Source organism: Butyricimonas sp. RTP31003st1_G1_RTP31003_210430 (assembly GCF_040920905.1).
Classification (GTDB): domain Bacteria; phylum Bacteroidota; class Bacteroidia; order Bacteroidales; family Marinifilaceae; genus Butyricimonas; species Butyricimonas paravirosa.
Map to the genome: position 1 here is coordinate 1 of NZ_JBCOSQ010000092.1, position 15,943 is coordinate 15,943.

Genomic DNA, 15,943 nt, shown 5'->3' on the forward strand with positions numbered 1-15,943 from the left:
CAATTAAGGTAATTAATCATTCTGGAATTCAAATCGTTATAAAGAATTTACCAACTATTTTTGGCCACATGGCCTTTTTTTATATCAAAATCAGCTCTTAGAAATTTATCTGAAGTCCCACTCCCAACACTTCCTTAAACTGTACTCTCGGACCCGCGGTACCGTCTTCTTGGGCGATCTTTACATCATTGTCATATAACAAATTTGTTGACAAAGTCGTTGAAAACCATTTATTAATCGCCATATTTAATTGTACCTCCCAGCGAACATCCACGTTCTGAGGATCTTCCAGATAATTGGAATATAATTCCAAACGAGAATAAACCTTCATGTTAGGCAAAAACTCGTAATTCACCTCTGCTTTCAAGTTTGCACCAAACTCGGATAATAGATGTTTTCCTTTATCCACACCGAAAGCCCCTTCATCTGCCAAACGACTGTCGGCAACAATAGTTCCCCTCCAAGAGGCCGGAGTGAAAGTGGCAGTGAATATCTTATTCGGACTCCAAGTAACACCGGTACCAATCATCAAGTATCCCGGAGCCATAAACTTTGAGATAAAGTCAGAATCCTCGATGTTGTAATCGTATCCTTTCGCAAACTGTGTGTTGAAGTTCAATAAAGCACTCCAGTAAAGTGTCTTGTAAATCTGATACCCATAAGTCGAGGCGAAGTATATCTTATCGTTTGTTTTCCGGGCACTCTTGCCATCATTTTTCGTCAAACCGTATCCCAGTTCCAAACGATTTTGCCACAACTGACGATCTCGTTTAAAATCGGCACTATATGTTATCTGGCTATCAAATGCCAAAGCAGACTCACCTCCGGCAGACCAACTACTCAAACTTACTTGCGTTAATTTTAACCCGAAGTAACCGGCTTTTGTCCATGCAGTATCTCTTACCGGTTGCGCATACAATTGTCCTAAACCCAATACAAATAGGGCAATAACAAAGAATCTTTTCATCATACTCTCATTAAATTATTTAGGTTTAAATTTTAATATCTTTTGACTGGTAAACGTAAAACAACAAAGATTTGTTATAAAAAAAGCAGGTTATTTTCTAACCTGCTTCAGAAGAAGTGTTTCTTCACTTATATTTTAGCACATAACTCGGAGATCTTCACAATCACGTTCACGATCTTCTCCATAGAAGACACGGGGATATACTCGTAACGTCCATGCCCGTTATGCGCCCCATTGGACAAATTCGGTGTGGGCAATCCCATAAATGACAATCTTGACCCGTTAGTACCACCGCGAATAGGAACAATCAAAGGTTTAATGCCCAATTCTGCCATGGCCTGTTTGGCTATTTCTACGATATATCTTACCGGTTCCAAACGTTCTTTCATATTCGCATACTGATCCTTCATTTCCAGAAGTACCGGCAAATCATACTTCTTTGAATATTCCCGAACCCCATTTTCAATGACGTCCTTTCTCCATTCAAAACGCTCCTTATCAAAATCGCGAATCAATATTTCCAACAAGGTTTCTTCTACCGTCCCTTTAATGGAATAGATATGAAAGAACCCTTCGTAACCGGAGGTATATTCCGGAGCATCTTTTTTAGGGAGACTAGCCATAAATTCATTAGCCACCTTGATTGAATTGACCATCTTATTCTTGGCATATCCCGGATGGAAATTACGCCCTTTAAACGTCAAACGAGCTAAAGCAGCATTAAAATTCTCACACTCTAACTCTCCGATCTCTCCCCCATCCAAAGTATAGGCAAATTTAGCCCCGAATTTTTTCAGATCAAAATGATCAACACCTTCCCCGATTTCTTCATCCGGCGTGAAACAAACTACAATACGTCCATGCTTGATTTCCGGATGTTGAACCAAATACTCCATTGCCGTCAGAATTTCGGCGATCCCCGCTTTGTCATCTGCTCCTAAAAGCGTGTTACCATCCGTAACGATCAAATCCGTACCGACATAATTCATCAGTTCCGGAAAATCATCCGGTGACAGAGTGAATCCCTTTTCCTTGTTCAACAACACGTCATTTCCCCTGTAATTCTCGATAATCTGAGGTTTCACGTGTTTACCCGTCATGTCCGGACTGGTATCCATATGAGCGATAAACCCTATCGAAGGACACTCTCTATCAGCATTAGCAGGTACAAACCCCATGACATACCCGTAATCATCCACGGCAACATCCTGCATCCCTATTTTCTGCATCTCCTCGCAAAGAAGATAGGCAAACTGCAATTGTCCCGGAGTACTTGGAACTAAACCCGTCTCCCGATCCGATTCCGTGTGAATCTTAGCATACCTGATAAAACGCTCAACTACTGGCAGCATAAAATAATTTTAGATTTATGATTTATGATTAAGTGATTTATAATCCCGTAACGTGAATCACGCAATCATAAATCACACAATCATCAATTAGTAGGCTCTCGCAATCAACACCCTCTTATGAGAAGGTTTACCTGTTACCATACACTTACCCTCCTCATCGGGAGCATCGAATGGAATACAGCGGATGGTTGCTTTCGTTTCGTTCTTGATAAGTTCTTCAGTTTCCGGGGTTCCATCCCAATGACACAGGAAGAATCCGCCTTTCGTGTCCAACAAAGTCTTGAACTCCTCGTAAGAATCCACTTTTGTAATCAATTTAGAACGACGTTCCAAAGCCAGTTTGTATATATTTTCCTGAATTTCCTCCAACAACGTCTCGATGTGTTGTTCCACGCCTTCCAATGGCAATGTTTCCTTGGTCAAAGTATCACGACGAGCCACCTCAATCGTACCGTTTTCAAGATCACGTTCCCCCATAGCCAGACGTACCGGAACTCCTTTCAACTCGTAATCGGCAAATTTCCAACCTGGTTTTTGCGTGTCACGATCGTCAAATTTCACGCTGATTCCCGCAGCCTTTAATTTATCCATCAACCCGCTAACCGTTTGACGGATTTTTTCTAATCCTTCCAAACTCTTATAAATAGGCACTATTGCCACTTGCAACGGAGCTAACTTCGGAGGTAATACCAAACCGTTATCATCGGAATGTGACATGATCAACGCCCCCATTAAACGGGTAGAAACTCCCCATGAAGTTGCCCATACATATTCTTGTTTTCCCTCTTTCGTGGCAAATTGCACATCGAAAGCCTTCGCGAAGTTCTGACCCAAGAAATGAGAAGTTCCGGACTGAAGGGCTTTCCCGTCCTGCATCATCGCCTCGATAGTCAAGGTATCCAATGCACCGGCAAAACGTTCCGTTTCACTCTTATGCCCCATAATCACCGGCATAGCCATCCATTTTTCGGCAAACTCAGCATATACACGAATCATTTTCTGAGCTTCCTCAACGGCTTCCTCTTTCGTAGCGTGAGCCGTGTGTCCTTCTTGCCACAAGAATTCAGCAGTACGCAGAAACATACGCGTACGCATCTCCCAACGCATCACGTTAGCCCATTGGTTACAGAGGATAGGAAGATCACGATAAGACTGAATCCAGTTTTTATAAGTATTCCAAATAATCGTTTCAGAAGTCGGACGAATAATATATTCCTCCTCCAGTTTGGCAGCAGGGTCCACAACTACCCCACCTCCATTCGGATCATTTTTTAATCGATAATGAGTTACAACCGCACATTCTTTCGCGAAACCCTCCACGTGATCAGCCTCTTTTGAAAAGAAAGATTTGGGGATTAACAACGGGAAATAAGCATTACTATGCCCCGTTTCCTTGAACATCTTGTCCAATTGTTGTTGCATTTTTTCCCATATGGCATAACCGTAAGGTTTAATCACCATACATCCTCTTACAGCTGAATTCTCTGCTAATCCGGCTTTTACGACCAGATCATTGTACCATTGCGAATAATTTTCTTCTCTTGAAGTTAAAAACTTAGCCATCTCATTATTTTTTGATAAAACAGCAGCAAATTTAAAACAAAAACTAGGAAATCCGATTATTATTTTCTATTTTTATAACATAGAATACAAAACAAGCCGCATGGGATGCTTGTAACAGGGAAACACCGAATGAATGGTACGCATTTTGTTAGAAGTAAATAAACCAATAGTCAATGAATTTGTCATACAAGAAAGGAATTAATATTATTACTATGAAGATAGCATTATATTTTTCAGCATTAGCAGTCCTATTAGGCGCTTGCTCTTCCTCGCAAAACTTCACGCGAGCGCAGGAAGATGATATCTACTATGTTCCTGGTAAACGTTCCCTCTTCGCTCAAGAAATTAAAGACAAGACCGGAGTGGACATTACCTCGAATACTTCTTCTAGTTCTCAAATTAGTAAAAACACAAACAATGATAAAGTTTATCCGAAGGAAATAGATAACAGTGTAAACCCGAAATCTCATTCCATCGGTATGGCTCGTTATGCAACTGAAAAACAGGTGCAAAAAGAAGAGGCCAGAACCGGACAAACTGTTAACCGGGTTGCTGTTCCGGCAGATGACGGGTACTGGATCGGAGGCTTTAAAGGTAGTGAAAATGATTTGGAAGAGTGTGTCCGGATCATGAATCGTTACCCGGAAGGTTTCGCCTATTTTGGAAACGGGTACGAAATTGCCCAGAATCTTTCGTTCAGCTCCGACTGGAACGTGTACACAATTGACGGTCGCTACTGGTGGTTCCCCAGCAGTTCGAACGTGGGACTATACTCTCAATTAATTTTCGGTAATTACCCGAAATACATTTGGACCGTGATTTGGAACGATCCTCGTTTTGATAGTTTTGCATGGAGTAATAACGTAAGTTTCGGCTGGAACCGCTGGGGATGGGGAGCCTCGTTCGGTTGGGGTAACTCTTGGGGATGGGACCCATACTGGAACAATTACTATAGTTACGGTTATAATCCGTGGGGTTGGGGACATGGTTTCTACGATCCATGGGGCTGGAATCCTTATTGGAACCACTATTACGGTTATTATCCACACTGGGGACATCGTCCGGGACATGGACATCACGGCCCAAACTGGGGCAACCATCGACCGGACTGGGGTGGTGCCAGCAAACCAACTGTAACTACTCGGTATGCTCCTAAAAAGCAATACACGACGAATAGAAACGCCCGGTCATATAGTACCTATTCAAGAACTTCAAGAAGTTCCGCTATACAATCCAGGTCAAACAGCAGCCGCTACGAATCAGGCTCAAACTACAATCCATCGCATAACAACTCCAGCAATTCATCAGGAAGTTATTCTAGAGGGAACAGCGGATCTAGCTCGTATGGAAATAGTTCAACGACACGCTCCAGCAGTGGAGGTAGCGGACCTGTTCAACGTACAAATTCGGGTAGTAGAAGATAAGTCTAACTAACATTAATTGTCTATGAAAATATTATATATACTTCCGACATTACTCCTCTTCTCCTTATTCGTTTCGGCTCAAAACGAAGAGGATGCCCTTCGTTTCTCCAGGCAAACCCCATTCGGTTCTGCAAGAGTTACCGCAATGGGAGGAGCATTCGGTGCATTAGGTGGAGATTTAACAACCCTATCCACAAACCCAGGTGGTATTGGAGTATTCCGTAAATCTGAAATCAGTTTTACATCCATGCTCGATTTTGCTCACGCAAAAACAAAAGGTATTGATAATGAAAAAAATATGTATCTATTAGGAGGATTGGGATTCGTATTATCGTTCCAACCTATGAGTAATAAATGGAAAAATATCAACATCGGTTTTAATTATACGAACCTAAATAATTTCAATCGAAATATTTTCCAAGGATATTATGAAACTAATGGAGATTCATCCTTATCAAATATATGGAAAGAGGAAGCAGACGGTTTATCCCCGAAAGAATTAAATGATTTTACCACAGGACTTGCTTATGATGCTTACATGCTTTATTTAAGCCCGGAGGCGTTAGAAAACAAGGACTATGACTATCAAACTCCAATCAGAAGTATTGATCAGTTACAACATTATAAATACACGAGAGAACGGGGTTTTCAAAGTGAATATGCCATATCGGCAGGGGCTAATTATGATGACAAATTTTACTTTGGTATAACTTTAGGAATTCAATCACTACATTACAAATCGTTTTCCGTGTACACAGAAGAAATTGTTGGAGAAACAAATAACAAATTGGAAAAGTTCAGTATATACCAAGACTTTACAAGTAGTGGTATCGGGATAAATTTCAAAGCAGGTTTTATATATCGTCCGATTCCAGTTCTCCGTCTAGGTTTTGCCATTCATACACCTACATATTACGATCTTGATGCTTATGCCAATAATAATGTTTCTGCTAAATTCACTGAACTTCCGGTTGAAGACGCCAAACCTACGGACAACTTTGAATATGGAGAGAGTGCATGGACAGATTACTCCTACAAATTAAAAACACCGTGGAGATTTATGGCAAGTGCTGCAACAGTTCTAGGCCAAAGAGCTATTATCAGTTTTGACTATGAATATGTTGACTATACTACTGCAAAATACTCAAATGATGGTGCTAAAAACGAATATTTAGAAACTAATAATGCGATAAAAGCTATTTACAAAAGTACCCATAATTTCCGTGCCGGAGCAGAATATCGATTTAATAGTGTATTCTGTCTACGAGGTGGTTATGCTTATTCTGCCTCACCATACACGAAAGGAGAAATGAATGAAAAAAATGACATTCAAACAATCACTGGTGGTCTAGGATTAAATTTCGGAGTATTCTATGCAGACTTTGCTTATCTTCATAAGAATTCAAAGTTAAACGGTCTATTCTATTATTATGAAACTTCAAAGGGGGAAGTTATTGAATCACCCGAATTTCAGACAAAATTTAAAGATAACGAATTCAGACTAACATTAGGAATCAGATTTTAATAGACAAGAACGGGGACTATCAAAGTCCCCGTTTCTTTTTCGCTATTTGGCAAACTATTTCTTCATTTCAAATCCTAAAAGAATCTCATCATACCCATCCATTAATGAAGTAGTCGTTTTATCTGATTTTTTCAAAGCAGAGGATAATACACTAACAAAGTTCATAAGTTTTTCCGTATTGAAAAGTAATGATACCTGTTCTCCCGATTTCACTAACTGCACTTCCACACTTTTCACCGTGATCGTTTTTGCCAACACATAATGTAATGTCAATACACGTGTCTTCTCGTCCAAAGAATACGTTCCTTTTAATATCTTCTTCCCTATCGTATTTGTAAACGTACCATCACTATTAAACGTGTAGCTAAAATTCCCCGGCACAATCCCCAACTTTGTGTAAATATTCTCCATTTTTTTCTCTAACGCTGAGGTTACCAATGAACCGCTCGCCTCTTTCAACAAATCCCCACTCGTCATTTTACAAGCAGGCTCCACGTAATTCCAAGTTCCTTGAAGATCCGACAATTTAATCACATTACCTGTTACAAGATTCACCACGTCCTTTACCTTCGATGAATTCAAAATGTCCTTCAATGATTGGGCTTGTACTAATTGTACTCCCCCAAAGCACATCAATACACAACAAATTACAATAACTCGTTTCATAAAATATAATGTTTAGGTTTAAACACAAAAGCCTGTCTATCAGACAGGCCTCTATTTGAGCCAATTTGGGGACTCGAACCCCAGACCTACGCATTACGAATGCGTTGCTCTACCAGCTGAGCTAAATTGGCGATAACGGGTGCAAATGTACGACTATTTTTGTAATTTGAAAACGATAAATCAATTTTTTTCAACTCAAAAACGTACATTTTTTATACATTTGCGGCTACATTTTAATTATCAATAAGATGAAAAGAAAACTGCCGATAATTATTTTTCAATTTACCATATCACTTTCACTATTTTTATTCTTCATCACGAACATTTCTGCACAAAAGAAGGCTGTTGAGACCTCCGGAGACATTATATATTACGCAACTCCCGTCTTCTGTTTGACAACCTCTCTATTGAAAAAAGATTACCACGGAACCAAACAGCTTGTTTTTTCTACTGTCACAGCTGTAGGAATAAGTTACATATTAAAACATACGATCCGCAAAAAACGACCGGATGGAAGTGATTACCATGCTTTCCCGTCCGGACATGCAACCGTCACCTTCCAAGGAGCTTCCTTTCTACAACGCAGATATGGCTGGAAATTCGGTATCCCTGCTTACCTTTTATCCACTTACGTCGTTTGGGGACGGACTTATTGTGATAAACACGATTGGTGGGATATTCTCTGTGGTGCAGCAATAGGTGTGGGGAGTTCCTATATTTTCACCAAACCCTACGGCCGTACACGGATCACACTCACCCCTACCGTACTCCAGAAACACCCTGGAATCCACGCTTGTATCACTTTCTAACAGACTTCTAAATATTTTGTTAAAATAGTATTTAAAGAAATCATAAACCCTTTTTTTATCATGGTACATCCATATTATATGTCTATTTTTGTTTAAATCAGAACAACAACATATAATATGCAACTTTATATTTACAAAATAATTTTTCTTTTGTTCATGTTGGCCATACCCGTGACAATGTTTGCCCAAACGCAAAAGAGAGACACGATTAGAAAAGATACAACCACAATACCTGAAAAAAAGATTACCAAATACACACTAAAAGGTATTGTAACTGGAGAGCCTGATGACGAGACTCTGCCAGGTGCGCATATTTATGTTGGAGAAGATAAAAAACCGACAACTGTAACCAATGCCATGGGAGAATTCACCTTAAAAGACCTTCTTCCAGGAGAGCTGGTCATTACCGTTTCTTTTGTCGGTTACCAAGCTACAAGCAAAAAATATCTGGTAAAAGCAGATACAAATGTCGGAATGATTAATCTACTCCCGGAAGTACTGGAAGAAGTCGTTATTACAGCCAAACCACCTTTGATTATCCAGAAAGGTGACACGACAGAATTCAACGCAAATGCATTGAAGGTTCCGGAAGATGCTGAATTGGAAGATTTGTTGAAAAAATTACCCGGTTTCCAAATCGTCGACGGAAAATTAATGGCAAACGGAGAAGAAGTCAAGAAAATATATATTGATGGAACCGAATATTTCCTCAGCAACCCGATGGCCGCCCTCCAGACACTTCCGGCCAGCCTTGTCAACAAAATAAAAATGTTTGACGGGAAAAGTGAAGAAGCTGATTTCTCAGGATATGATGACGGGAAAAGATTCCGTTCATTAAACATTGAAACCAAGAATCCCAACCAGTTGAAAGTATTCGGTAAAGCCAACTTGGGATACGGCATTTCAGAAGACCTAGAAGATTCATTTAAAGACAATAACTATAACCTGGGTGTTTCTGCTAACGCCTTTAACAAAAAGCAGAAATTCTCCATCCAAGGAAGTCTACGTAACACGAACCAAGGATCTGAACTCCCCAACGCACAATACCACGGGAAAGGTGGGAATAATCGAGGGAAAAATTACTCCGTGGACTTCGCCAATACATTCAGTAAAGGTACTGATATAGGTGGGAGTTACAGTGGTAGCAACAGCGAATCCTATTCTGCCAGTTCCAGTATACAGGAATATTTCCCTTCTGAAAGTTTCCAGAGCAACATTTATAATTCAGAATCACATTCTTGGTCTGAAAGTTCAAGTCATAACGTGAATACCCGGTTTAATTACTCCATGAACAAGAAAAACAGATTCTACTTCACCCCCTCTTTTTCATTTAGCAAATCAGATAGTCGATCATTGAACATGAATAGTAATATTCAAGACAATGACACGATAAATATCACGAACAGTAAAAGACAAAGTCACAATGAAAATCGTTCCTTCGGGGGTAATTTCTCATGGATGCACGCTTTCCAAAAAACGGGACGGACATTAACATTAAACGGGAACATAAATATCAGTAAAAATGAAAACAATAATACACAACAAGATAGTAGTATTATAAACAAAAGAGATACGTTGCGTAATCTTATCAATACCTCCGAAGGTATATCAAATTCATACACGGGTTCGATCTCTTATTCAGAACCTTTAACGGAAAAAGCCCGATTATCGTTCAATTACTCTTTCAGTTACAACAAGAATAGTTCGGACAAAGAAAGTATGTCATACAAAGACGCACTTTTCACGGAAGTCATTGGTATTGATACGGCCTTAACGAATAAAACCAGTACCATAAGAACAAGTAATAACCTAGGCATCCGTTATGGGTATAATCAAGAAAAATTCTATTTCAGTGCAGGTGGATCAATCAATCTATCAAGAGAAGAAAATAGATACGAATACTTGAACGCACCGGACTCTAACGTGAGAAACAATTATTTGAATCTCTCCCCTCAAATAAATTTCAGTTATAGTTTATCCAAAAGATCAACCATGACTTTTTATTATAACGGGAATACAGATTCCCCTAGAGCCGAGCAACTACAAGACATTCTTGACGTGAGAGACCAATTAAATATTTCAACAGGAAATCCGAACTTGAAAAAAACATTCTCGCAATCAGCCTCAATGTCTTTTAGCCGGAACATTGTCAGTGAAGAAAATTTCAGTTTCTTGAACGTTAATCTTAGTTTTCGAAACTCTTTCAACAATATCGCCACGGCAACACAATTTATCTCAAAAGACACGGTTATCAACGGTTACCAAATATTACAGGGAGCCCGTCTCTCCCGCCCCGTTAACTTAAACGGGCAATGGGGGCTTTCCATGAATTCCAGTTATTCTTTCGAGATCAAAGCATTAAAATTAAGATTAGGCCCTTCCTTATCTTATAGTTATTCTCGTACACCTTCTATCTACGATAATATAAAGAACTTGACCAGTTCCCATAATGCATCATTCGGACTTAATATCAACAGTAACGTATCTGAGAATTTGGACTACAATATATCTTCCCGTACTTCTTACACCAATTCCACAAGTACAACCACGGAAGGCTCCAGTTCTTTCTCTCAATCTGTTAATGCAAGTGCCAAATGGGTTTTCTGGAAAGGATTCATTCTTGCAGGAGACTATTCATATAATTACACGTTAAGTAAAAAAGGTGGAAACGTGAACCAATCCAACAGTCTTCTAAACATGGAGATCGGGAAAAAATTCATGAAAAATAAACAACTACAAGTTAGATTTAAAGCAATGGACATTTTACGTCAAAGGAACCTGTTAAATTACAGTATTCAAGACCTGTATACTCAAACTAGTTACAGCACAAACGAGCGAAACTACTACATGTTAACTGTTTCCTATCGATTTAATTCCATTGGTAAAAAGAAAGAAGGAAGAAATGGTCCGGAAGGGCCACCACCTCCCGGATTCTTCTAAAAAAATTTAACGGGAACCTAATTCCTTAGCTTGTTCGAGATACGCTGTATTTCGAACATCTCCTTTTTTATCAACACCATAAGCAATAACCTCTCCGACAGAATGCCAACGCATATATTCTGCCAAAATTCGATAGGACTCTTGCACCCCTTTTATTTCATTTTCAACATCAGTTGCTGCTGCAAGCAGCAAGACACACTCTTTACCTGTCAGACTTCGTTCGCTTTTCTCCACGGTATAAGGATACAAACGATCTATAACACTCTTCAACTGAGTTGGCCAACTAAAAAAATACAGAGGAGAAGCAAACACGATCATATCCGCCTGCTCTATTTCCGGAAAAATCTTCTCCATATCATCCGACTGCACGCAAGGAGTTCCCATGGACCAACACATACCACAGGCAAAACACCCGTTTACCTTGTAACCCGGAACTTTTATCACACTTACTTCATACCCCTTGGCCCTAGCACCCGTGGCAAAGACCTCTGCCAGCATATCACTGTTCCCGTTTGGTCGGGGACTTCCCTCTAAAATTAAAATGTTTTTGCCCATAATTTATTGTTTTATGATATACAAAAATACGTATTTATTGCTTCACTAAAACCACAAAAGGAAAAAACTCCTTGATCACGTATCAAGGAGTTTTCATTTTTTAATGTACATAACGAATCTTTATCCGCTCTTGTATCTGACTTGGAGGTAAATCCGTGTCAATCTTTATCTTATAACTCCTTCCCGGAATTACATCCATATAATTATCTGAAAAGAAAATCGATTCTCCCGGAATATAGAACATGACATTGCAAGCCAGTTTATCCGAGGAAACCCGAATAAATTTCTCTCCATTCTCCTCTCCTGCCTGTATAGAGAAATGAGGTGTCAGCAAATCTAAATCCTTATGATAAACGAAATAAACATTCTTTTCATCCAAGACCTGACCACCTTGTAAACGTACCACAAGCATCATCCCATTCTCAGAACCACCCGCAAGCAACGACTCCCGGTTCAATTTCCACAAAACCGTCGAAGTATTTGCCGGTACATTTACTCCTCTTTCAGTCAAGAAAATGAGATTACCATGAAAATCAAGAACCTCAATGCTCAATGTCCCATGAATAGCCTCCAACCTATCACTCACGGCATAAATTGCCAAGGAATCCCCCTCCCATTTCGGAGCAACGATCACCTCTTTAAAACAATCCCGTATCATGTAATGCGCCGCTTTCCATTTATGGTAATAATCCGTCGTCGACCAACTGGCAACAGGCCAACAATCATTAATCTGCCAGATCAGAGAGCCCATACAATAAGGCATATTCCGACGATGTGCCTCGATACCCATTTTCGTAGACAGTCCCTGCAACACGTGGGTCATGTAAATAAATTGTTCAAACTCTTCCGGAACCCGGTAATACATTTTCATATAATCCAGAATACGCCCGTTACCAATATAACTCCTTTGGTGTGATTTCATCACCTCCGATTCTATATCATAATCCTCCGGCAGTGCATACGTTTCTATCGTACTCATCTCCGGAAAGGACTGAAACCCGTATTCACTGCAAAAACGGGTTGTCACCTCATCAAAGCTTTCCAATGGCCGGAAACCATGCCACACACCCCAATAATGTTGATCCCCCGAAGTCGTCCCGTCCAATCCATGTTGATCCGGTTCCGGTCCCGCCATCGGTGAGGAAGGCCAGTAGTCATCTCCATCCGTGTAATCCTTCACCACTTCGGGAAGTATCTCGTGAAAAACGGTATAGTAAGCCTTGAAAACCGTATCCTGTTCCTCTTTCGTGAAAGCGTTCTTCCATCCCCATCCCCCCGGCGCACCGTGTCGCCAAGCCAAAGCGTTTTCATTATTCCCACACCACAAAGCGATACTAGGATGATTCCGAATCCGAATAACATTATCAATAGCCTCCTGACGCACGTTATCCAAAAATTCTTGATTCCCGGGATACATCGCACAAGCAAACATGAAATCCTGCCACACCATGATCCCGTATTTATCACAGAATTCAAAAAATGCATCATCCTCGTATATGCCACCACCCCATATTCTGATCATATTCATGTTGGCATTCGCCGCATCTGCCACCATTTTCTCATACAAATCCGGGGTTACACGAGGCAGAAACACGTCATTCGGGATAGCGTTAGCCCCCTTGGCAAACACGGGGACTCCATTCAACTCGAAGCCGAAAGACTCTCCCCATTGATCCTTTTCTCGAACTAATCTCAACGACCGTAACCCCGTCGTTACCTTCTTTTCCGCCACAACTCCTTCCTCGCTAGTCACCAGAATCGTAAAATCGTACAAGTTCTGTTCCCCTAACCCGTTACTCCACCACAAACGAGGATTCTGAATTACATAAGGAATAGTTATTTTGTTTTCACCTCTTCTTAAATCTTTTTGCTCCTGCAACAATATCTTCCCCTCATTCATAATCACTATCGTGACACTCTGTTGCTTGTCCGAGTTCACACAAACCTCCGCCACTAGTTGAGCCTTTTCCTTTGTTACGGAAGGCTGGCGAATAAACACATCCTCCACCTTCACGTCATTCCAAGCCTCCAGAATCACCGGACGCCAGATGCCGGAAGTCACCAAACGAGGCCCCCAATCCCAACCATAATGGTAAGGAGCCTTACGAGTGTACACGCTAACCCGGTCATTTCCCATCTCTCCCCGAACGCTCTGATCATTATCCGCGGGTAGTCTCAAACCGTAACGTTCCATCTCTTCCCGTCCCTTCAAAGTCGGGGAAGCAAACACGATATGCAACTCGTTACGACCAACTTTCAGTTTTCCTTCAACATCAAACCTCCACGTCCGGAACATATTATCCGTATTTCCCAATTTCTCCCCGTTCAAATAAACATCAGCGTATGTATCCAACCCCGTGAACGTGATCCGTTGATTGACCTTTTTCCCTATTTCCTCCGAAACAGTGAACTCCGTCCGGTACTCCCAATCCTTCTTATCAATCCATTGCAACTGCAATTCATTCATCCGGTAAAAAGGATCTTCAATCTTCCCGTTAGCCAACAAATCCGTGTGTACCGTACCGGGTACTGTTGCAGGCAACCACGTCCCCGAATCCCTCTGCCGGAATTGCCAACCGGAATTCAGCTCCGTACGAATCTCTTTTTCGGTTGAACACCCGATCATTCCCCAGGTGATACAACCGAAAAACAGCATCCAAACTATTTTATTCATTGGACTTTGACTCTTGTAGAATATGTTTTGCAAAATTATAACCTAAAGCCTCGTAACGTTGAGTCAACAACTTTGCCCGGTTCAGGAAATTCGAGTACTCTCTCGCCTCTTGCGGAGTCCATGCCACCTCTGCCAGTGCAGCCATACGCGGCAATAACATATATTGAGCATGGCTAAAAGTCGTGATATACTCTGCCCACAAATTAGCTTGTACCCCGATAATCTTCTTTCCCTCTTCGGCAGTCAAACCCTCTGTCGGGTTCAAACTATATACTTTTGCAACATCAACAAAACCACCAATACTAAAAGGTTCCTTGTCAACATCCTTAGATTGATAGTAATCAAAATAAGCGTAGTCATTCGGCACCATCACCACCTCATTCCCTCTCTTTGCTCCTTTGATTCCGCCCGTCTTACCTCTCCATGACATGACAATTGCCGTTTTAGAAACATCTCCTTCCAATATTTCATCCCAACCGAGGATTCTCTTCCCCTTCTCTTTCAAATACGCCTCGATCCGGTGAACGGTATAATTTTGCAATTCACCCTCATCCTTCATCTTTTCCTGTTTCATCCGGGCCTGACATTTCTTACACTTTTTCCAAGCATCTCTCGGACATTCATCTCCCCCAATATGGATGATCTCTCCGGGGAACAATTCCGCTACCTCATCCAACACACCTTCCCAGAATTCAAACGTCTTCTCGTTACCGGGGCAAAATACTTCCGGGAACACTCCCCACATCTGGCACACCTCGTAAGGTCCACCCGTACATCCTAATTCCGGATAAGTAGCCAAAGCGGCAAGCGCATGTCCGGGAAGCTCTATTTCCGGAATAATCGTGATATACCGATCGGCAGCATACTGAATAACATCTTTAATCTCTTCCTGCGTGAAAAAGTAGGGTCCGTATGGAGTCCCGTCATACTTTCCCGTATTTTTACCAATCACGGTCTGTTTCCGTTGACTCCCGATTTGCGTGAGTTCCGGGTATTTCTTAATCTCGATACGCCATCCCTGATCATCCGTCAAATGCCAGTGGAACACGCTCAATTTATGTAAAGCCAACATATCAATAAAAGTCTTTACCTCATCCACCGTGAAAAAATGACGACACACGTCCAGCATTGTTCCTCGATACCCTAACCGAGGCTCGTCCTGAATCTGCACGTTTTGAATCCTGATCCGATCCATCTTCTCCCCTTTTTCCACGCCCACGGGCATCATCTGCCGTAAACTCTGCATGGCATAGAAAACCGCCTTTGAACTTCCTCCCTTTATATTAACCGCATTCTTCTCCACCGTCAAATCATAAGCATCCGCTTTCATAGAGGGGTCAACAAAAATATTTATCGCATTCTTTTTCGTTTCCCCATTCGCCACGGTTAAGGCCTTCCCGAAAGATTTTTCAACCAATGTACTCATAAAAGTACAAGCCGGTTGCAAATCATCCGCACCCTTCACCAC

General features: G+C 41.1%; 11 protein-coding genes and 1 tRNA gene. 4 read left to right on the forward strand and 8 right to left on the reverse strand.

Going from position 1 to position 15,943, the window contains the following annotated elements; all coding sequences use genetic code 11:
• Nucleotides 1–97: 97 nt before the first annotated feature.
• The 3 genes from AB5542_RS19445 to proS all read right to left on the reverse strand — a co-directional run bounded on the left by AB5542_RS19445 (nt 98) and on the right by proS (nt 3,882).
• Nucleotides 98–967: a DUF3078 domain-containing protein gene (locus tag AB5542_RS19445; RefSeq protein ID WP_162613745.1), complete on the reverse strand. Its 870-nt coding sequence runs from the start codon at nt 965–967 to the stop codon at nt 98–100.
• A 128-nt stretch (nt 968–1,095) separates the two neighbouring features.
• On the reverse strand, nt 1,096–2,319 hold the full coding sequence (pepT, locus tag AB5542_RS19450) for a peptidase T (protein WP_353934092.1): 1,224 nt from the start codon (nt 2,317–2,319) through the stop codon (nt 1,096–1,098).
• Nucleotides 2,320–2,406: 87 nt separating this feature from the next.
• The gene (gene proS / locus AB5542_RS19455) at nt 2,407–3,882 is read right to left on the reverse strand and encodes a proline--tRNA ligase (RefSeq protein ID WP_087419940.1); all 1,476 of its coding nucleotides are present in this window, start codon (nt 3,880–3,882) and stop codon (nt 2,407–2,409) included.
• A gap of 212 nt (nt 3,883–4,094) precedes the next feature.
• On the opposite strand from proS, the gene AB5542_RS19460 reads away from it, so the two are divergent.
• Both AB5542_RS19460 and AB5542_RS19465 read left to right on the forward strand, forming a co-directional pair.
• On the forward strand, nt 4,095–5,306 hold the full coding sequence (locus tag AB5542_RS19460; protein WP_140402547.1) for a hypothetical protein: 1,212 nt from the start codon (nt 4,095–4,097) through the stop codon (nt 5,304–5,306).
• A gap of 22 nt (nt 5,307–5,328) precedes the next feature.
• Nucleotides 5,329–6,831, forward strand: coding sequence for an OmpP1/FadL family transporter (locus tag AB5542_RS19465; RefSeq protein ID WP_087419938.1), 1,503 nt, complete (start codon nt 5,329–5,331; stop codon nt 6,829–6,831).
• Between the two features lie 54 nt (nt 6,832–6,885).
• Here the strand turns inward: AB5542_RS19465 and AB5542_RS19470 are convergent, their stop codons facing one another.
• Both AB5542_RS19470 and AB5542_RS19475 read right to left on the reverse strand, forming a co-directional pair.
• On the reverse strand, nt 6,886–7,497 hold the full coding sequence (locus AB5542_RS19470) for a DUF4923 family protein (protein ID WP_087419937.1): 612 nt from the start codon (nt 7,495–7,497) through the stop codon (nt 6,886–6,888).
• A gap of 58 nt (nt 7,498–7,555) precedes the next feature.
• Nucleotides 7,556–7,628, reverse strand: a tRNA-Thr gene (locus AB5542_RS19475).
• Between the two features lie 117 nt (nt 7,629–7,745).
• Between AB5542_RS19475 and AB5542_RS19480 the strand changes: the two genes are divergently transcribed.
• Nucleotides 7,746–8,306: a phosphatase PAP2 family protein gene (locus AB5542_RS19480; RefSeq protein WP_279040002.1), complete on the forward strand. Its 561-nt coding sequence runs from the start codon at nt 7,746–7,748 to the stop codon at nt 8,304–8,306.
• Between the two features lie 117 nt (nt 8,307–8,423).
• The gene (locus AB5542_RS19485) at nt 8,424–11,246 is read left to right on the forward strand and encodes a TonB-dependent receptor (protein WP_087419935.1); all 2,823 of its coding nucleotides are present in this window, start codon (nt 8,424–8,426) and stop codon (nt 11,244–11,246) included.
• A 6-nt stretch (nt 11,247–11,252) separates the two neighbouring features.
• Here AB5542_RS19485 and AB5542_RS19490 read toward each other — a convergent pair whose 3' ends face one another.
• The 3 genes from AB5542_RS19490 to AB5542_RS19500 form a co-directional block, all read right to left on the reverse strand.
• Complete coding sequence (locus AB5542_RS19490; RefSeq protein ID WP_279040004.1) at nt 11,253–11,801, reverse strand: flavodoxin family protein; 549 nt, start codon at nt 11,799–11,801, stop codon at nt 11,253–11,255.
• 100 nt (nt 11,802–11,901) lie between these two features.
• Entirely contained in the window at nt 11,902–14,475 is a 2,574-nt protein-coding gene (locus AB5542_RS19495) for a beta-mannosidase (RefSeq protein WP_279040006.1), read from the reverse strand.
• Nucleotides 14,468–15,943 (reverse strand): beta-N-acetylhexosaminidase (locus AB5542_RS19500; RefSeq protein WP_368243361.1); only part of this gene is annotated, 1,476 nt, incomplete at its 5' end. The genes AB5542_RS19495 and AB5542_RS19500, both read right to left, overlap by 8 nt.